Source organism: Streptomyces sp. NBC_00631 (assembly GCF_045206895.1).
Taxonomy (GTDB): Bacteria; Actinomycetota; Actinomycetes; order Streptomycetales; family Streptomycetaceae; genus Streptomyces.
In genome coordinates this window covers 6,346,629-6,365,943 of the sequence record NZ_CP107734.1, presented here as the reverse complement: position 1 = coordinate 6,365,943, position 19,315 = coordinate 6,346,629, and the positions used below count along the sequence as shown (strand labels likewise).

The window sequence follows — 19,315 nt, the reverse complement described above, 5'->3', positions numbered from 1 at the left end:
GCGAGCGTAGGGCCCCGGCGTACTCGTGGGTAGATCCAGCCAAAGATGAATTTCCTTCAGCTTTACTTTGGTGTCGCTCAGGCGGCGACCGCCAACTCCTGCTCCGGCTTCTGCTCCTGCGTCTGTGCGGCTTCCTGACGCTTCACCTCGTCGGTGATCAGGCACGCCATCGGCTCGGCGGCCGCTCCTCCGCAGAGCACCATTCCGAGGCCGATCGCGACGACCAGGAGGAGCGAGCTCAGCCAGACCATGGTGGCCACGGGGATCGTGTAGGCGCCGACGACCCGGGCGACGCACTCCACCACCAGCACCAGACCCCAGATCACGGAGAAGACCCGCTCCTTGCGCAGGAACTCCGCGGACCGGACCGCGGTCCCGGACGCCAGCCGCTCCCAGGCGGCCTCGCGGGCCGCGTCGCCCTTCAGCAGGAAGGGCTTCAGACCCGCGGTCATCATCGGCCTGCCCAGCGCCACCGACACCAGGATCCCGATCCCGACGGTGCTGCTGACCGCGCCGTCCTTGGCGAGCATGAGCCGCGGGTCACCGGAGACGAAACTGAGCGCCAGCCCGACCACGTTCACGACCAGGATCAGCGCCGCCAGCCCGTTGACCCGGCGCTCCTTCACCACGCTCCAGACCGTCCGCACGGCCGGCACCACGCTGCTCCAGGCGAGCGCCGCGAAGGTGCTCATCCCGAAGGCCCCCTTGAAGAAGTAGTACGACCCGAGGGGCACCGCCACATCCACGACCAGCGGCCGGAGGTTCTTCAGCACGCTGGGCTGCTGCTTGCTCTGGGACCCGGTGTTCGTCGTCTTCGTCATGCCCTCAGCTTCGCGCGCGGAGCGGGTCCCCCAGTAGAAACGATCGTCCGGAGCTCGGCATGACAATTGTCAGCCCCACCGTCATGCTCCCGGTCATTCCAGCAGGTCAGCCAACTGCCCCAGGTCAGAGAAGAGTTGGGTGGCCCCCTGCAGTCTGTCGGCTGGTGTCATCGCGGTGAACCCGTACACGTCCATGCCGGCCGCCACAGCCGCCTGCACCCCCAGCGGACTGTCCTCGACGACGGCACACCGCCCCGGCACGACCCCCATCCGCTCTGCCGCGTACAGGAAGAGATCCGGCGCCGGCTTCCCGCGCCCCACGTCCTGCGAGCTGAAGATCCGCGACTCGTCGAACCACCGGTCGAGCCCGGTCGTCCGATGCCCCACCCGAATCCGCTCATGGCTCCCCGACGACGCCACGCAGTACGGCACCCCGGCCGCCGCCAACTGCTCCAGCACCCCGGCCGCACCCGCCACGGGCTTCAGCTCCTCCTCGAAAGCGGCGAAGACACGCGCATGGAAGACATCGTCGAAGTCCTCCGGCAGCCGCTGCCCCGTACGTTCCAGGACGAGCTCATGGACCCGGTGCATCGCGGATCCCATGTAGTCCCGTATGGAGTCCTCGTAGGAGGTCCGGTGACCCAGCTCGGTGAGATAGGCCGCCAGGAGCCGGTTGGAGATGGGCTCACTGTCGACGAGGACGCCGTCGTTGTCGAAGATAACCAGGTCGTAGCGCATGCCACAGAGCTTAAACGCCGCCTCGAACGCAGAAAGGCCCACGCCATGTCGGCGTGGGCCTTTCTCAATATTTGTTCGGCGGCGTCCTACTCTCCCACAGGGTCCCCCCTGCAGTACCATCGGCGCTGTAAGGCTTAGCTTCCGGGTTCGGAATGTAACCGGGCGTTTCCCTCACGCTATGACCACCGAAACACTATGAAACTCTCAGCCGCACCACACCCCAAAAAAAGGGGCATGGGGCTGTTCGTGGTTTCAGAACCAACACAGTGGACGCGAGCAACTGAGGACAAGCCCTCGGCCTATTAGTACCGGTCACCTCCACCAGTTACCTGGCTTCCAGATCCGGCCTATCAACCCAGTCGTCTACTGGGAGCCTTACCCCATCAAGTGGGTGGGAGTCCTCATCTCGAAGCAGGCTTCCCGCTTAGATGCTTTCAGCGGTTATCCCTCCCGAACGTAGCCAACCAGCCATGCCCTTGGCAGAACAACTGGCACACCAGAGGTTCGTCCGTCCCGGTCCTCTCGTACTAGGGACAGCCCTTCTCAAGACTCCTACGCGCACAGCGGATAGGGACCGAACTGTCTCACGACGTTCTAAACCCAGCTCGCGTACCGCTTTAATGGGCGAACAGCCCAACCCTTGGGACCGACTCCAGCCCCAGGATGCGACGAGCCGACATCGAGGTGCCAAACCATCCCGTCGATATGGACTCTTGGGGAAGATCAGCCTGTTATCCCCGGGGTACCTTTTATCCGTTGAGCGACGGCGCTTCCACAAGCCACCGCCGGATCACTAGTCCCGACTTTCGTCCCTGCTCGACCCGTCGGTCTCACAGTCAAGCTCCCTTGTGCACTTACACTCAACACCTGATTGCCAACCAGGCTGAGGGAACCTTTGGGCGCCTCCGTTACTCTTTAGGAGGCAACCGCCCCAGTTAAACTACCCATCAGACACTGTCCCTGATCCGGATCACGGACCCAGGTTAGACATCCAGCACGACCAGACTGGTATTTCAACGACGACTCCACACGAACTGGCGTCCGCGTTTCAAAGTCTCCCAGCTATCCTACACAAGCCGAACCGAACACCAATATCAAACTGTAGTAAAGGTCCCGGGGTCTTTCCGTCCTGCTGCGCGAAACGAGCATCTTTACTCGTAGTGCAATTTCACCGGGCCTATGGTTGAGACAGTCGAGAAGTCGTTACGCCATTCGTGCAGGTCGGAACTTACCCGACAAGGAATTTCGCTACCTTAGGATGGTTATAGTTACCACCGCCGTTTACTGGCGCTTAAGTTCTCAGCTTCGCCCCACCGAAATGGAGCTAACCGGTCCCCTTAACGTTCCAGCACCGGGCAGGCGTCAGTCCGTATACATCGCCTTACGGCTTCGCACGGACCTGTGTTTTTAGTAAACAGTCGCTTCTCGCTGGTCTCTGCGGCCACCCCCAGCTCGAACAGCAAGTGTTCTCACCAGGTGTGGCCCCCCTTCTCCCGAAGTTACGGGGGCATTTTGCCGAGTTCCTTAACCATAGTTCACCCGAACGCCTCGGTATTCTCTACCTGACCACCTGAGTCGGTTTAGGGTACGGGCCGCCATGAAACTCGCTAGAGGCTTTTCTCGACAGCATAGGATCATCCACTTCACCACAATCGGCTCGGCATCAGGTCTCAGCCTTGATGTGCGACGGATTTACCTACCGCACGGCCTACACCCTTACCCCGGGACAACCACCGCCCGGGCTGGACTACCTTCCTGCGTCACCCCATCACTCACCTACTGCAAGTCTGGTTCGCCGGCTCCACCACTCCCCTTTGCCCGAAGGCTCCGGGGCGGCTTCACGGACTTAGCATCGCCTGGTTCGATGTTTGACGCTTCACAGCGGGTACCGGAATATCAACCGGTTATCCATCGACTACGCCTGTCGGCCTCGCCTTAGGTCCCGACTTACCCTGGGCAGATCAGCTTGACCCAGGAACCCTTAGTCAATCGGCGCACACGTTTCCCACGTGTGAATCGCTACTCATGCCTGCATTCTCACTCGTCAACCGTCCACAACTCGCTTACGCGGCTGCTTCACCCGGCAGACGACGCTCCCCTACCCATCACAGCCTCCGTTGGGAGTATTGCTGCAATGACACGACTTCGGCGGTACGCTTGAGCCCCGCTACATTGTCGGCGCGGAATCACTAGACCAGTGAGCTATTACGCACTCTTTCAAGGGTGGCTGCTTCTAAGCCAACCTCCTGGTTGTCTGTGCGACTCCACATCCTTTCCCACTTAGCGTACGCTTAGGGGCCTTAGTCGATGCTCTGGGCTGTTTCCCTCTCGACCATGGAGCTTATCCCCCACAGTCTCACTGCCGCGCTCTCACTTACCGGCATTCGGAGTTTGGCTAAGGTCAGTAACCCGGTAGGGCCCATCGCCTATCCAGTGCTCTACCTCCGGCAAGAAACACACGACGCTGCACCTAAATGCATTTCGGGGAGAACCAGCTATCACGGAGTTTGATTGGCCTTTCACCCCTAACCACAGGTCATCCCCCAGGTTTTCAACCCTGGTGGGTTCGGTCCTCCACGAAGTCTTACCTCCGCTTCAACCTGCCCATGGCTAGATCACTCCGCTTCGGGTCTTGAGCGTGCTACTGAAACGCCCTGTTCGGACTCGCTTTCGCTACGGCTACCCCACACGGGTTAACCTCGCAACACACCGCAAACTCGCAGGCTCATTCTTCAAAAGGCACGCAGTCACACCACAAGGATGCTCCCACGGCTTGTAGGCACACGGTTTCAGGTACTATTTCACTCCCCTCCCGGGGTACTTTTCACCATTCCCTCACGGTACTATCCGCTATCGGTCACCAGGGAATATTTAGGCTTAGCGGGTGGTCCCGCCAGATTCACACGGGATTTCTCGGGCCCCGTGCTACTTGGGTGTCTCTCAAACGAGCCGTTGATATTTCAGCTACGGGGGTCTTACCCTCTACGCCGGACCTTTCGCATGTCCTTCGCCTACATCAACGGTTTCTGACTCGCCCTGCCGCCGGCAGACGACAGAAGAGAGATCCCACAACCCCGTATACGCAACCCCTGCCGGGTCTCACACGCATACGGTTTGGCCTCATCCGGTTTCGCTCGCCACTACTCCCGGAATCACGGTTGTTTTCTCTTCCTGAGGGTACTGAGATGTTTCACTTCCCCTCGTTCCCTCCACACTGCCTATGTGTTCAGCAGCGGGTGACAGCCCATGACGACTGCCGGGTTTCCCCATTCGGAAACCCCCGGATCAAAGCCTGGTTGACGACTCCCCGGGGACTATCGTGGCCTCCCACGTCCTTCATCGGTTCCTGGTGCCAAGGCATCCACCGTGCGCCCTTAAAAACTTGGCCACAGATGCTCGCGTCCACTGTGCAGTTCTCAAACAACGACCAGCCACCCATCACCCCGCCACACTCGGCGAGTTCACTGGGGCCGGCATCGAGGGAATTCATTCCCTCAGACACCCAACAGCGTGCCCGACACTCTCTCACCGTCCACCCGTGTTCCACGCCGAAGCAGTACTAACAGGAGATATTGAGAGTGTGCCGAGTAGTCAACGTTCCACCCATGAGCTGACCACCGTCGATCATTCGCCGACGTAGTGGCTCTGACTGCCTTACGGCAGCTAGATGCTCCTTAGAAAGGAGGTGATCCAGCCGCACCTTCCGGTACGGCTACCTTGTTACGACTTCGTCCCAATCGCCAGTCCCACCTTCGACAGCTCCCTCCCACAAGGGGTTGGGCCACCGGCTTCGGGTGTTACCGACTTTCGTGACGTGACGGGCGGTGTGTACAAGGCCCGGGAACGTATTCACCGCAGCAATGCTGATCTGCGATTACTAGCGACTCCGACTTCATGGGGTCGAGTTGCAGACCCCAATCCGAACTGAGACCGGCTTTTTGAGATTCGCTCCACCTCACGGTATCGCAGCTCATTGTACCGGCCATTGTAGCACGTGTGCAGCCCAAGACATAAGGGGCATGATGACTTGACGTCGTCCCCACCTTCCTCCGAGTTGACCCCGGCGGTCTCCCGTGAGTCCCCAGCACCACAAGGGCCTGCTGGCAACACGGGACAAGGGTTGCGCTCGTTGCGGGACTTAACCCAACATCTCACGACACGAGCTGACGACAGCCATGCACCACCTGTACACCGACCACAAGGGGGCGCCCATCTCTGAACGTTTCCGGTGTATGTCAAGCCTTGGTAAGGTTCTTCGCGTTGCGTCGAATTAAGCCACATGCTCCGCCGCTTGTGCGGGCCCCCGTCAATTCCTTTGAGTTTTAGCCTTGCGGCCGTACTCCCCAGGCGGGGAACTTAATGCGTTAGCTGCGGCACCGACGACGTGGAATGTCGCCAACACCTAGTTCCCACCGTTTACGGCGTGGACTACCAGGGTATCTAATCCTGTTCGCTCCCCACGCTTTCGCTCCTCAGCGTCAGTAATGGCCCAGAGATCCGCCTTCGCCACCGGTGTTCCTCCTGATATCTGCGCATTTCACCGCTACACCAGGAATTCCGATCTCCCCTACCACACTCTAGCTAGCCCGTATCGACTGCAGACCCGAGGTTAAGCCTCGGGCTTTCACAATCGACGTGACAAGCCGCCTACGAGCTCTTTACGCCCAATAATTCCGGACAACGCTTGCGCCCTACGTATTACCGCGGCTGCTGGCACGTAGTTAGCCGGCGCTTCTTCTGCAGGTACCGTCACTTTCGCTTCTTCCCTGCTGAAAGAGGTTTACAACCCGAAGGCCGTCATCCCTCACGCGGCGTCGCTGCATCAGGCTTTCGCCCATTGTGCAATATTCCCCACTGCTGCCTCCCGTAGGAGTCTGGGCCGTGTCTCAGTCCCAGTGTGGCCGGTCGCCCTCTCAGGCCGGCTACCCGTCGTCGCCTTGGTGAGCCACTACCTCACCAACAAGCTGATAGGCCGCGGGCTCATCCTGCACCGCCGGAGCTTTACAACCCGGGAGATGCCTCCCAGGCTCATATCCGGTATTAGACCCCGTTTCCAGGGCTTGTCCCAGAGTGCAGGGCAGATTGCCCACGTGTTACTCACCCGTTCGCCACTAATCCCCACCGAAGTGGTTCATCGTTCGACTTGCATGTGTTAAGCACGCCGCCAGCGTTCGTCCTGAGCCAGGATCAAACTCTCCGTGAATGCTTCTCACGGGAGCGGAACAGGCCGGAGGAATAATCCGACCGTTCACAGCGTCCTCGCTGTATTTTTCTTCAAAGGAACCTCGACCATCGGACAGTGTCCGACGGACGGGGTATCAACATATCTGGCGTTGACTTTTGGCACGCTGTTGAGTTCTCAAGGAACGGTCGCTTCCTTTGTACTCACCCTCTCGGGCTTTCCTCCGGGCTTCCCTTCGGTCTTGCGTTTCCGACTCTATCAGATCTTTTCTCGACCCGATTTCCTCGGTGCTTTCCAGGTTCCCGCTCTCGCGTTTCCCTTTCCGGCGGCTCCGACTCTACCAGATCCTTCTCGGTGTCTGATTCCCAGTCAGCGGGAGTTGCCTTCCCGGCCGTTGGGCCGTTCCAGCGAGTGAGACTTTAGCGGATTCCCGGCCTCCGAGCTAATCGGGGGCCGCGTCCTTTCGAACGTGGATTCCTCATTCCGTGAATACGCACACCAAAGCCCTCGACGACGTGTCGCCGATTGCTGGCAGGTACTTGCGGAATGGCTGCCCGGGGACCGACCGAGGTCGGCGCTCACGTCGGACAACCCGGAGAACAGTACGTATGCCGTCGGGGCGTGTCAACTCGCAGCGGTACGGCCCCGCGGAGGCGTATGGTGGACCGCATGACTACGCGTACGTGTACCCATCAGTGGTGGCCCGCCTGACGGCGGCCGCGCTCACGTACGTATTCAACGGCCGCCGCTTCGGCGGCCGTTCGCGTATCTCCCTCCGGAACCTCCGAGGGCCGGCCGCCGGGGACGGCGGCCTCGGCCAGGGGACGGAGAGGGAATGACACGGGTCTTCAGCGGCATCAAGCCGACCGGGCACCTGACACTGGGGAACTACCTGGGAGCGATGCGGCAGTGGGCCGCCGTCGACCAGCATCGGTCCGACGCCCTGTTCTGCGTCGTCGATCTGCACGGGATGACCGTGGACCACGATCCCGCCCGGCTGTGCAGACTCACCCGGCAGGCGGCGACGCTGCTGCTGGCGGCGGGACTGGATCCGGAGCTGTGCACCGTGTTCGTGCAGAGCCATGTCGACGAGCACACCCGGCTGTCGTACGTCATGGAGTGCGTGGCGACCGACGGTGAGATGCGGCGGATGATCCAGTACAGGGAGAAGGTCGCGAGCGAGGGCGCGCGGGGGCGGGGTGTGCGGCTGTCCTTGCTGACGTACCCGGCGCTGATGGCGGCGGACATCCTGGCCTACGGGGCGGACGAGGTACCGGTCGGGGACGATCAGGCACAGCACGTGGAGCTGACGCGCGATCTCGCGGTGCGGTTCAACCAGCGGTACGGGCACACCTTCGTGGTGCCGAAGGCGACCGTGCCGACGGTGGCGGCCCGGGTGATGAACCTGCAGGACCCGACGTCGAAGATGGGGAAGTCGGACGACTCCGGGCCGGGGATCGTCTACCTCCTCGACGAGCCGGACGTGATCCGGAAGAAGATCATGCGGGCCGTCACCGACAGCGGGCGGGAGGTCGTGTACGACCCGGAGGAGCGCCCCGGGGTCGCGAACCTGCTGGAAATTCTCGCTGCGTGCACTGGCGGGAACCCTGAGTCACTGGCAGCCGTTCACGATTCGTACGGCGCTCTGAAGCAGGCCACCGCGGAGGCGGTGCTGGAGACGCTCAGGCCCGTGCGGGCCAGGCACAAGGAGTTGTGTGCCGATCCGGGATATGTGGAGGGGGTGCTGCGGCATGGGGCGGAGAAGGCTCGGGCGATCGCCCGGCCGATCGTCGATACCGCCTACCGGGCGATCGGGCTGTTGCCGCCCGGCGCCTTCGCCGGCTCGGGGCCGGTGACGGCCGAGCCGGCGTTCGAGGCGGCGCGGTGACCACCCCCGGGCGGTTCGTCAGTCCTTCTTGCCGGAGGCGAGTTCCCGGCTGCGGTCACGGGCGGCTTCGAGAGCGGCGATGAGGGCGGCGCGGACGCCGTGGTTCTCCAGTTCGCGGATGGCGTTGATGGTGGTGCCGGCGGGCGAGGTGACGTTCTCGCGAAGCTTGACGGGATGTTCGCCGCTGTCGCGGAGCATCACGGCGGCGCCGATCGCGGACTGGACGATGAGGTCGTGGGCCTTGTCGCGAGGCAGGCCGAGCAGGATGCCTGCGTCCGTCATGGCCTCGACCAGGTAGAAGAAGTACGCCGGGCCCGAACCGGAGAGGGCGGTGCAGGCGTCCTGCTGGGACTCGGGAACCCGGAGGGTCTTGCCGACGGCGCCGAAGATCTCCTCGGCGTGGGCGAGGTGGCCGGCGGTCGCGTGGCTGCCGGCGGAGATGACGGACATCGCCTCGTCGACAAGCGCGGGGGTGTTCGTCATGACACGGACGACCGGGGTGCCGGTGGCGAGGCGCTCCTCGAAGAAGGAGGTGGGGATGCCCGCGGCGCCGCTGATGACGAGGCGGTCGGCCGGGAGGTGCGGGGCGAGTTCGTCGAGGAGGGTGCCCATGTCCTGGGGTTTGACCGTGAGGATCAGGGTGTCGGCGGTCTTCGCGGCCTCGGGGTTGGTGACCGGGGTGACTCCGTAGCGGGCCCGGAGTTCTTCGGCTCGTTCGGGGCGGCGGGCGGTGACCAGGAGGTCGGCAGGGGCCCAGCCGGCGCGGATCATTCCGCTGAGCAGGGCTTCGCCGATCTTGCCGGTGCCGAGGACTGCGACTTTCTGGCTCATGCGGTTCAGTCTGGCACCGGGCGGTGAGGGCGGGGTCCGGTTGTCCGCTGGGCGGACGTCGGCGGTGGATCAGGGGGTGGACCAGCCGGTGGATCAGGCGGTCCGTCGCCTCAGGGTGGCCGCTCCGAGGCCCAGGACCAGCAGGGCGCAGCCGGCGACGATCAGGACGTCCCGGACGAAGGTGGCGGTCATGGCGGTGTGGTGGAGGACCTCGTTCATGCCGTCGACGGCGTAGGACATGGGGAGGACGTCGGAGATGGCTTCGAGGGCGGGGTGCATCTCGGAGCGCGGGGTGAAGAGTCCGCAGAGGAGGAGCTGGGGGAAGATCACCGCGGGCATGAACTGGACCGCCTGGAATTCCGAGGCCGCGAAGGCCGACACGAAGAGACCGAGGGCCGTGCCGAGCAGGGCGTCGAGCAGGGCGACCAGGAGCAGCAGCCAGGGCGAGCCGGTGACGTCGAGGCCCAGGAACCAGACGGCGAGGCCGGTGGCGAGGGCGGACTGGATGATCGCGAGGATGCCGAAGGCGAGGGCGTAGCCGGCGATGAGGTCGGCTTTGCCCAGGGGCATGGCGAGGAGGCGTTCGAGGGTGCCGGAGGTGCGTTCGCGGAGGGTGGCGATGGAGGTCACCAGGAACATCGTGATGAGCGGGAAGATGCCGAGGAGTGAGGCGCCGATGTTGTCGAAGGTCTGCGGGCTGCCGTCGAAGACGTAGCGGAGCAGGACCAGCATCAGGCAGGGGATGAGGATCAGCAGCGCGATGGTGCGGGGGTCGTGCCGGAGCTGGCGCAGGACACGGGCGGCGGTGGCGGTGGTGCGGGAGAGGTTCAGGGCGCTGACGGGGATGGCCGCGGTGGTTCCCGTGGTGGCCGGCTGAGTGGTCATCGTGCCGTTTCCTTCGTGCGGGAGTTGGCGTCGGCTTCGTCGACGAGGTGGAGGAAGGCGGCCTCGACGGTGTCGGAGCCGGTGCGGGTGCGCAGCGCCTCGGGGGTGTCGTCGGCGAGGATCTCGCCCTCGCGCATGAGGAGGAGGCGGTGGCAGCGCTCGGCCTCGTCCATGACGTGGGAGGAGATGAGGAGGGTGGCGCCGCGGGTGGCGGCGATGGAGTGGAAGAGGTTCCAGAGGTCGCGGCGCAGAACGGGGTCGAGGCCGACGGTTGGCTCGTCGAGGACGAGCAGTTCGGGGCTGCCGAGCAGGGCGACGGCGAGGGAGACGCGGCTGCGCTGGCCGCCGGAGAGGTTGCCGGCGAGGGCGTCGGCGTGGCTGGTGAGGTCGACTTCGCCGAGGACCCGGTCGGTGTCGGCGCGGCGGTCGGCGGTGGTGCGGGTGGGGTCGAGGATCGATCCGAAGTAGTCGAGGTTCTGGCGGATGGTCAGGTCGTTGTAGACGGAGGCGGCTTGGGTGACGTAGCCGATGCGGCTGCGCAGGGAGGGGTGGCCGGCGGGGCGGCCGAGGACGTTCAGAGTGCCGGTGACCTTGGCCTGGGTGCCGACGATGGAGCGCATCAGGGTGGACTTGCCGCATCCGGAGGGGCCGAGGAGGCCGGTGATCTGACCGGGCGGGACGGTGAAGTCGAGGCCGCGGAGGACGGTGCGGGGGCCGCGGACCGCGGTGAGTCCGGCGGCCTGGATGGCGGGGGGCAGGGCTGAGTTGCCGGGGGCCTGGGCGGGCTCCGGCGAGTAATTCACCATGTGATGAATAATGCGCCGGAGCGGGTGAGGGCGTCAAGGGGAGGAGGACTGGGGCGCGGGGCTGTATCGATGTGCGGCTGCCGCCGCGTGGGCGCGAGCAATCCCCACCGGCCCGCGGCCGAGTCACGGCCGCAGGCCGGTGCTTCCGGGCGCGCGCTCAGGCGTTGAGGGCGACGAGCAGCAGGACGTCGTACGTCTCCTCGACGACGCCGTCGGGGAAGGTCCTGAGGAGGTGGGCGCGTTCCTCGGCGAGAAAGGCGGTGCGGCGGGCCTCGGGGGTGACGAGGAACGCCGAGTGGCTGCCGATGTTGGCGACGTGGGTGTCGACCGGGACCCGGCGGCTCCAGCGGACCTCGCGGCGGGCGAACCGGAGTCGGCCGCTGGGGTCGGCGAGGTCGGTGCGGTCGGCGGACTTGCTCTGCTCCGCTCTGACGTCGATGCCGAAGAACCTGCTGATGCGGTCGGCGGAGTCGGCGATCCAGTCGACGTCGAGCGCGTCGGTGTTCCACCACAGCGCCAGCGCCCCGCCGGGACGCAGCACGCGGAGCGCCTCCGGCACGGAACGGGCCGGGTCGGTCCAGTGCCATGCCTGGGCGTAGGTGAGGAAGTCGGCGGTGGCGGTGGCGAGCGGGAGGGCGTTGCCGTTGCCGCGGACGATCGGGACGGCCGGGAGGGTGGCGTGGAACTGCGCCGCCATGCCCTCCCCCGGTTCCACCGCGACCACGTCGGCGCCGCGCGCGTGCAGGAGGGCGGTCGCGATGCCGGTGCCGGCACCGACGTCGACCACCCGGGCCCCGGTGAGGGGGCGTCCGGCTTCCTCCTCGACGGCGTCGAGGAGGGCGGGCGGGTAGGAGGGGCGGTTCGCGGCGTACTGGGCCGCGGCGGCGTCGAAGGAGCGGGCGCGTACGGCGTGGGAGGGATGAGCGGGGGTCGGGGGTGAGTTCCGGTGCTGCGACTGCGACTGGCCTGTGGTCATGCGGCCATGGTCCCGGGGGGTGGGGCGGGGGCGACAGGGATTTCCGCGGGCAGGCCGGATATGACGGCCCTCTGCCCGCGCCTCGGCCTCAGCGCCTGCGCTTCTTCTTGGAAGGGTTGCCCGAGCGGCGGGTGGTGCGGTGTTCGTGTTCCTGGACGGCGGTGTCGTACTCGGCGCGGTGGAGTTTCTCGCCGGGGGCCTCGGTGAGGGAGCGGAAGAAGTACGCGAGGAGCGAGCCGACGAAGCCGATGGCGAGGAGGCCGCGCAGGGAGGCCTGGCGTTCGGGGTCGGGGCGCTTGCCGAAGGACTCCCAGGTGTGGCGGAAGGCCAGGGCACTGCAGATCGCGAACATCGCGACGACGAGGACGGTCACGAAGGCGCCGGTGTCGGCGAGCTGCACGCCCTCGTAGGCGAGGCGCAGGATCAGGCAGGAGACGACGGCGGCGGCGAGCGAGCCCGCGGCCACGCCGATCCGGCGGACGGTGTAGCCGTCGTCGTGGTTCACCCAGGACGTGCCGAAGAAACGGAGGGACTCGGGGCGGGGCTCGCCGGTGGAGCCCGCGGGGGTGTCCGGGGTGCCTGGTTCGTCGCTCACGGGACGATTATGGCGCCGGGGGCCGCGGGCTCCGGGTCGGGGTGGTGTACGGGGTCAGGCGCAGCGGTCGGCCACGTAGCCGTCGCTGCCCGTGTGGACGTAGGCGTCCGAGACGAATTCGCCGTTGCTGATGTTGTCCCAGATGTTCGAGGTGCCGTAGTAGCCGGACACCGTTGAACCCGGGGTCTGGCAGTAGATGGGCACCTGGGCGCCCTCAGGCAGGACACGGGTGATGCTGTAGCTGGTGCCCGGACCGTCGTGGACGTTCAGACGGACGCCCGGGGCGACAGCGTAGTAGCGGACACTGGCGGCGGCGTTCGCCGTGGCGGCGGAGCCGAGGAGCATGAGGAAGGCGCTGCCGGTGGTTGCCGCCAACAAGAGGGTGGATCTGCGTCTGAGCGATGTCATACGAGTCCTCCGGAGTCCGAAGAGCGGGTCGCGAAACCGGATCAGGCGCAGCGGTCGGCCACGTAGCCGTCGCTGCCGGTGTGGACGTAGGCGTCCGAGACGAATTCGCCGTTGTCGATGTTGTCCCAGATGTTGGACGTGCCGTAATAGCCGGACACCGTCGTGCCGGGTGTCTGGCAGAAGATCGGGACGCGGGTGCCCTCGGGGAGGGTCCGCGTGATGCCGTAGCTGGTGCCCGGGCCGCTGCGGACGTTGAGGCGGACGCCCGGGGCGACCGCGTACGTCTTCACGGATGCCGCCAGCGTCGAGACGGCCTGCTCCTCGCCGCTGCTCTCGGCTTCCTGTGCGTGATCGACAGACATGTGGTGCTCCCCCCACTGGACCCATGAGTGCCATGGAGTCCCGTTGATTCCCCTCATTCGAGCCACGAAACACATGTACGTAACTCGCACGCGGAGGCTAGCAAGCCGCCTCTGTCCCGAACGAGTCATCGACTAGGCTCCGTGAGTCGCGCGCCGCGGAAACAGCACGGGGGTGGTCCCTTGACGCCACAGCGCAACACCGGAGCGGGCGCGGAAGCGGAACTTCCCGAGTACGCCGGGCACTACCGCCTGGAGTCCTGCCTAGGCTCCGGTGGCATGGGCGTGGTGCACCTGGCCCGCAGCACCTCGGGGCTGAAGCTCGCGGTGAAGGTCGTGCACGCCGAGTACGCCAAGGACCGTGAGTTCAGGGGCCGTTTCCGGCAGGAGGTGGCCGCCGCACGCAAGGTCAGCGGCGCCTTCACCGCACCCGTCGTGGACGCCGATCCCGAGGCCGAACGGCCCTGGATGGCCACTCTCTTCATCCCTGGCCCAACCCTCTCCGAGCACGTGAAGCGGAACGGGCCCATGCCTCCCGCCCAGTTGCGCCGGCTGATGGCCGGACTGGCGGAGGCGCTGCGCGACATTCACAGGGTCGGCGTGGTGCATCGGGATCTGAAGCCGAGCAATGTGCTGCTCGCCGAGGACGGTCCCAAGGTCATCGACTTCGGGATCTCCCGGCCGAAAGACAGCGAACTGCGGACCGAGACGGGAAAGTTGATCGGAACCCCGCCGTTCATGGCGCCGGAGCAGTTCCGGCGGCCGCGTGAAGTGGGGCCCGCCGCCGACATCTTCGCGCTCGGGTCGGTACTGGTGCACGCGTCGACGGGGCGGGGGCCGTTCGACTCCGACAGTCCCTATGTCGTCGCCTATCAGGTCGTCCATGACGAGCCCGACCTCACCGGCGTACCGGAGGAGGTCGCTCCGCTGGTGCTGCGCTGCCTCGCCAAGGAACCCGAGGACCGGCCGACGCCCGACGAACTGATGCGCGGGCTGCGGTCGTTGGCGGCGTCGTACGACACGCAGGCATTCATACCGGCGCAGCGGGTCATGGTCGACGGCGGCAACGGCGACGGCCCTCCGCAGGAAGAGGAGTCGCCTACCGCCGTACCGGAGCGGCAGGCGCAGAAGGCGAGGAAGACGCGGGCGACGACGCGGCGGCGCGTCGTCGTGGCGGCCGGGGCGGGCGTCCTGGTCCTGGGTGGCGTGCTCACGTCGGCGCTGTGGCTCGGGAGTGGCGATCCGACGCCGGTGGGCAGCACGGTGCACGGCTCCGCGGCCGTGTTCGAGGCGTGGCAGACGGAAGCGGTGGCGAAGGGCGGTTCGGGGATGGCCCAATGCGTCGCCGGCACGGGGAAGTTGCTGTGCTTCCGGTCCGGCCTGGCCTTCGCCCTTGATCCGGCGGACGGCCGTGTGCTGTGGCGGCACAGGGTCGCGGACGAACGTACGAGCGGCTCCCCGTACCTGTCCGGCGGCCTCCTGCTGTTGCCGACGCACGGCGGTCGGAAGGTGGAGGCACTCGACCCCGCCTCGGGTGGGTCACGCTGGCAGCAGGACATGCCCGCGAACCAGGTCATGGAGGTCACCAAGAGCATGCTGCTGGCCGTGGGGGCCAACGGGATGATCACCGGCATGGACAGCAAGTCCGGCCACACCAGGTGGACCGTGCCCGGCTCGGGGGGCGGCACGCCGTCCCTGAGTTCGTTCGCCGGGGATCCCTTGGTGTACACGGCCAGCACCGCCGCCGACGGGACGGGCACCCTGGTCACTGCGCTGGATCCGGTCACCGGTGCCAAGCGCTGGAGAGTCGGGCTGACGGGGGATCTGCGGCCGGTCGGGAGCGCGGGCGGGTCCCTCTTCCTGCTGTCCGTGGACACCACCGCCGGGGAGACGGACGCGGTGGTGCGCTACACACCGGACGCGAGGGCGACCCGGCGGGTGGCGCTGCCCGTCCCCCGGGTGGCTCCGGGTGCCACCGTGCGCGGCGATGTCGTCTATCTGCTGTCCGCCGGCGGCTCGCTGGAGGCCGTCGACCTGGAGAGCGGCACACAGCTCTGGGAGCTCCAGACGTCGGTGAGCCGGGGCTCGGCGCCCGTGGCCGACGACCGGCACGTCTACTTCACCGCCGCCGACGGACGCCTGCTCGCCGTCGACAGACGTAAGGGAATCCTCGTCGGCCAGACCTCGGCGCGCCTCGGCACGAACGCGGGCCAGGTCACTGCCGCCCTGCCCGCCCCCCTGCTCCTCGGCGGCCACCTCTACGCCGCAGCCCCCGACGGCACCGTCTTCGCCGTGGACGCGGAGGATCCCGCTCGCTGGTGATGGCTGGCGACGACGAAGGGGCCGCCTCCGTGCGGGAGGCGGCCCCTTCGGGGGTTGCGCGGGCGGCTCAGCCGAGTTTGGACACGTCGCGCACCGCGCCCTTGTCGGCGCTGGTGGCCATCGCGGCGTAGGCGCGCAGTGCGGCCGAGACCTTGCGCTCGCGGTTCTCCGGGGCGTACACGCCGTTCAGGGCCTGCGCGCGGCGGGACAGCTCGGCCTCGTCGACGAGGAGCTCGATGGTGCGGTTCGGGATGTCGATGCGGATGCGGTCGCCGTTCTCGACGAGGGCGATGGTGCCGCCGGAGGCCGCCTCCGGGGAGGCGTGGCCGATGGAGAGCCCGGACGTGCCGCCGGAGAAGCGGCCGTCGGTGATCAGGGCGCAGGACTTGCCGAGGCCGCGGCCCTTGAGGAAGGACGTGGGGTAGAGCATCTCCTGCATGCCGGGGCCGCCCTTGGGGCCCTCGTAGCGGATGACGACCACGTCGCCGTCCGTGACCTGCTTGTTGAGGATCTTCTCGACGGCCTCTTCCTGCGACTCGCAGACGACCGCGGGGCCTTCGAAGGTCCAGATGGACTCGTCGACGCCGGCCGTCTTCACCACGCAGCCGTCGACGGCGAGGTTGCCCTTGAGGACCGCGAGGCCGCCGTCCTTGGAGTAGGCGTGCTCGACGCTGCGGATGCAGCCCTCCGCCGCGTCCTCGTCCAGGGCCTCCCAGCGCTCGGACTGGGAGAAGGCCTCGGCGGAGCGGACGCAGCCGGGGGCGGCGTGCCAGAGTTCCACGGCCTCGGGGGACGGGGAGCCGCCGCGCACGTCCCACGTCTTCAGCCAGTCGGCCAGGGACGGGCTGTGGACGGAGTGGACGTCCTCGTTGAGGAGGCCGCCGCGGTGCAGTTCGCCGAGGAGGGCGGGGATGCCGCCGGCGCGGTGCACGTCCTCCATGTAGTACGTGCGGGTCTTGGCGACGTTCGGGGCGACCTTGGCCAGGCAGGGGACGCGACGGGAGACCGCGTCGATCTCGGGGAGGCCGAAGGGGACGCCCGCCTCCTGGGCCGCGGCCAGCAGGTGCAGGATCGTGTTGGTGGAGCCACCCATCGCGATGTCCAGCGCCATCGCGTTCTCGAACGCGGCGAAGGTCGCGATGTTCAGCGGCAGGACCGTCTCGTCGTCCTGCTCGTAGTAGCGGCGGGTGATGTCCATGACCGTGGTGGCGGCGTCGACGTAGAGCTGCTTACGGGCCGTGTGCGTGGCGAGGACCGAGCCGTTGCCGGGGAGGGAGAGGCCGATCGCCTCCGTCAGGCAGTTCATCGAGTTGGCGGTGAACATGCCGGAACAGGAGCCGCAGGTCGGACAGGCGTTCTCCTCGATCTTGAGGACGTCCTCGTCGGAGACGTTCTCGTTCGCCGCGTCGACCATGGCGTCGATCAGGTCGAGGGTGCGGACCGTGCCGTCCACGAGGGTCGCCCGGCCGGCCTCCATGGGGCCGCCGGAGACGAAGACCGTCGGGATGTTCAGGCGCAGGGCGGCCATGAGCATGCCGGGGGTGATCTTGTCGCAGTTGGAGATGCAGACCAGGGCGTCGGCGCAGTGCGCCTCGACCATGTACTCGACCGAGTCCGCGATCAGGTCGCGGGAGGGCAGGGAGTACAGCATGCCGCCGTGGCCCATCGCGATGCCGTCGTCCACGGCGATCGTGTTGAACTCGCGCGGGATGCCGCCGGCCTCCTTGATCGCCTCGGAGACGATCCGGCCGACCGGCTGCAGGTGGGTGTGGCCCGGCACGAACTCCGTGAAGGAGTTCGCGACGGCGATGATCGGCTTGCGGCCGATGTCCGCACCGGGTACACCGGAGGCGCGCATAAGGGCGCGGGCGCCCGCCATGTTGCGGCCGTGGGTGACTGTGCGGGACCTCAGCTCGGGCATCGTCGCTCGCTCCTTCAGACAGATAGGGCTGCTATTGAGCGTACGCCCGTTGTTCAGGCCTCGGGACGGGGTGTCCGGAATGCGGGACGTATGTCTCAGTGGGGCTGGTCAGGGCCCGGTCAGGTGCCCCTGCACCACCGGGGAGACCCGGGTGATGATCTGCTCCAGGTCCGCCGAGGCCAGCGGCTCCACCTTGATCACATAGCGCAGCATCGCGCAGCCGATCAGCTGCGCCGCCGCCAGTTCGGCGCGCAGCTCCGCGTCCGGGAGGTCCAGCTGTCCCGCGATCCGGCGCAGCAGCTGCGAGGAGATCAGGCGGCGGAAGACGGCTGCGGCCGTGTCGTTGTTGACGGCGGAGCGGACGATCGCGAGGAGGGGCGTACGGGTGGTGGGGTTCTCCCAGATGCCGAAGATGAACCGGGTCAGACGCTCGCCGACACCGTCCAGCGGGCCCTCGGCGATCGCGGCGGGCGCGTTCAGCGCGGGGGCGAAGGCGACCGAGATGGCGGCCTCGAAGACCTGCTCCTTGGTGCCGAAGTAGTGGTGGATCAGGGCGGAGTCGACCCCGGCGGCCTTGGCGATCCCCCGCACGGACGTCTTCTCGTACCCGCGTTCGGAGAACTCCTCGCGGGCGGCGACGAGGATACGGTCCCGGGTGTCGGCGGCCTCGGTACGCGGCGGCCGGCCGCGGCGCCGGGTGCCCGCGCTGTGGTCGGCGTCCGTCATCGGCGGGGCACCCGCACCGCCGAGGCCAGGTGGAGGCGGGTGAAGGCGAGGGCCTCCGCGAGGTCGGCCTCGCGCTCCGCGCCGGACATCGCGCGCCGGGTGTTGACCTCGATGACGACATGGCCGTCGAACCCGGTGACCGCGAGCCGCTCCAGCAGCTCGGCGCACGGCTGGGTGCCGCGGCCGGGCACCAGGTGCTCGTCCTTGGCGGAGCCGCGGCCGTCGGCGAGGTGGACATGGCCGAGCCGGTCGCCCATCCGGTCGAGCATGGCGAGCGCGTCGACGCGGGACGTCGAGGCGTGGCTGAGGTCGATCGTGAAGTGCCGGTAGTCGTCCTTGGTGACGTCCCAGTCGGGGGCGTAGGCGAGCATCTCGCGGTCGCGGTAGCGCCAGGGGTACATGTTCTCCACCGCGAACCGCACATCCGTCTCGTTCGCCATGCGCCAGATCCCCTCGACGAAGTCGCGGGCGTACTGGCGCTGCCAGCGGAACGGGGGGTGCACGACGACCGTGCTCGCGCCCAGCTTCTCGGCGGCGGACCGGGCCCGCTGGAGCTTGACCCATGGGTCGGTGGACCAGACCCGCTGGGTGATCAGCAGACAAGGCGCGTGGACGGCGAGGATCGGGATGCGGTGGTAGTCGCTCAGCCGCCGCAGGGCCTCGATGTCCTGGCTGACCGGGTCGGTCCACACCATGACCTCGACACCGTCGTAACCGAGGCGCGCGGCGATCTCGAAGGCCGTCGCCGTCGACTCCGGATAGACGGAGGCCGTGGAGAGCGCGACCTTCGCATCCGGGATGCGGACGACGTCCCTTGGAATTGCCACGAGGGACAGGTTACGGGGTGGGGTCGGGTG

Annotated in this window: 14 protein-coding genes and 3 rRNA genes; 2 read left to right on the top strand and 15 right to left on the bottom strand. The window is 66.8% G+C overall.

From position 1 onward, the window contains the following. Positions 1 to 77: 77 nt before the first annotated feature. The 5 genes from OHB00_RS29195 to OHB00_RS29175 all read right to left on the bottom strand — a co-directional run bounded on the left by OHB00_RS29195 (position 78) and on the right by OHB00_RS29175 (position 6,762). The gene (locus OHB00_RS29195) at positions 78 to 821 is read right to left on the bottom strand and encodes a VC0807 family protein (RefSeq protein ID WP_406439021.1); all 744 of its coding nucleotides are present in this window, start codon (positions 819 to 821) and stop codon (positions 78 to 80) included. 93 nt (positions 822 to 914) lie between these two features. Further along, positions 915 to 1,559, bottom strand: coding sequence for an HAD family hydrolase (locus tag OHB00_RS29190; protein WP_406439019.1), 645 nt, complete (start codon positions 1,557 to 1,559; stop codon positions 915 to 917). A 73-nt stretch (positions 1,560 to 1,632) separates the two neighbouring features. Next, positions 1,633 to 1,749: ribosomal RNA gene (rrf, locus tag OHB00_RS29185) — 5S ribosomal RNA — on the bottom strand. A gap of 92 nt (positions 1,750 to 1,841) precedes the next feature. Continuing rightward, positions 1,842 to 4,947, bottom strand: a 23S ribosomal RNA gene (locus OHB00_RS29180). A gap of 290 nt (positions 4,948 to 5,237) precedes the next feature. Then, positions 5,238 to 6,762, bottom strand: a 16S ribosomal RNA gene (locus tag OHB00_RS29175). The 16S, 23S and 5S rRNA genes sit together here, the layout of an rRNA operon. Positions 6,763 to 7,576: 814 nt before the next feature. Here OHB00_RS29175 and trpS point away from each other — a divergent pair. After that, complete coding sequence (trpS, locus tag OHB00_RS29170; RefSeq protein ID WP_406439017.1) at positions 7,577 to 8,629, top strand: tryptophan--tRNA ligase; 1,053 nt, start codon at positions 7,577 to 7,579, stop codon at positions 8,627 to 8,629. An 18-nt stretch (positions 8,630 to 8,647) separates the two neighbouring features. On the opposite strand, the gene proC is transcribed toward trpS, so the two are convergent. From proC to OHB00_RS29135, 7 genes are all read right to left on the bottom strand, one after another. Next, positions 8,648 to 9,460 (bottom strand): pyrroline-5-carboxylate reductase, encoded by an 813-nt coding sequence (proC, locus tag OHB00_RS29165; RefSeq protein WP_406439015.1) that lies wholly within the window; start codon positions 9,458 to 9,460, stop codon positions 8,648 to 8,650. A 93-nt stretch (positions 9,461 to 9,553) separates the two neighbouring features. Beyond that, positions 9,554 to 10,345 carry an ABC transporter permease gene (locus tag OHB00_RS29160; protein ID WP_406439013.1) on the bottom strand — a complete coding sequence of 264 codons (792 nt, stop codon included), beginning with the start codon at positions 10,343 to 10,345 and terminating at the stop codon, positions 9,554 to 9,556. Then, the gene (locus OHB00_RS29155) at positions 10,342 to 11,151 is read right to left on the bottom strand and encodes an ABC transporter ATP-binding protein (protein ID WP_406439011.1); all 810 of its coding nucleotides are present in this window, start codon (positions 11,149 to 11,151) and stop codon (positions 10,342 to 10,344) included. The genes OHB00_RS29160 and OHB00_RS29155 overlap by 4 nt, the downstream gene beginning before the upstream one ends. A gap of 157 nt (positions 11,152 to 11,308) precedes the next feature. Continuing rightward, on the bottom strand, positions 11,309 to 12,127 hold the full coding sequence (locus OHB00_RS29150; RefSeq protein ID WP_406439009.1) for a class I SAM-dependent methyltransferase: 819 nt from the start codon (positions 12,125 to 12,127) through the stop codon (positions 11,309 to 11,311). Positions 12,128 to 12,215: 88 nt separating this feature from the next. After that, positions 12,216 to 12,722, bottom strand: coding sequence for an EamA/RhaT family transporter (locus tag OHB00_RS29145; protein ID WP_406439007.1), 507 nt, complete (start codon positions 12,720 to 12,722; stop codon positions 12,216 to 12,218). 54 nt (positions 12,723 to 12,776) lie between these two features. Then, a complete protein-coding gene (locus OHB00_RS29140) occupies positions 12,777 to 13,067 on the bottom strand; it encodes a peptidase (RefSeq protein WP_406446027.1) in 291 nt (96 codons plus the stop codon). Between the two features lie 104 nt (positions 13,068 to 13,171). Continuing rightward, positions 13,172 to 13,492: an SH3 domain-containing protein gene (locus OHB00_RS29135; protein WP_406439005.1), complete on the bottom strand. Its 321-nt coding sequence runs from the start codon at positions 13,490 to 13,492 to the stop codon at positions 13,172 to 13,174. A gap of 180 nt (positions 13,493 to 13,672) precedes the next feature. Between OHB00_RS29135 and OHB00_RS29130 the strand changes: the two genes are divergently transcribed. Beyond that, on the top strand, positions 13,673 to 15,811 hold the full coding sequence (locus OHB00_RS29130; RefSeq protein ID WP_406439003.1) for a protein kinase domain-containing protein: 2,139 nt from the start codon (positions 13,673 to 13,675) through the stop codon (positions 15,809 to 15,811). A 67-nt stretch (positions 15,812 to 15,878) separates the two neighbouring features. On the opposite strand, the gene ilvD is transcribed toward OHB00_RS29130, so the two are convergent. The 3 genes from ilvD to OHB00_RS29115 form a co-directional block, all read right to left on the bottom strand. Continuing rightward, positions 15,879 to 17,732: a dihydroxy-acid dehydratase gene (ilvD, locus tag OHB00_RS29125; protein ID WP_406439001.1), complete on the bottom strand. Its 1,854-nt coding sequence runs from the start codon at positions 17,730 to 17,732 to the stop codon at positions 15,879 to 15,881. 108 nt (positions 17,733 to 17,840) lie between these two features. Next, positions 17,841 to 18,458, bottom strand: a complete 618-nt coding sequence (locus OHB00_RS29120) for a TetR family transcriptional regulator (protein ID WP_406438999.1) — start codon at positions 18,456 to 18,458, stop codon at positions 17,841 to 17,843. Further along, the gene (locus tag OHB00_RS29115) at positions 18,455 to 19,279 is read right to left on the bottom strand and encodes a sugar phosphate isomerase/epimerase family protein (RefSeq protein WP_406446026.1); all 825 of its coding nucleotides are present in this window, start codon (positions 19,277 to 19,279) and stop codon (positions 18,455 to 18,457) included. The genes OHB00_RS29120 and OHB00_RS29115 overlap by 4 nt, the downstream gene beginning before the upstream one ends. Between the last annotated feature and the right edge of the window lie 36 nt (positions 19,280 to 19,315).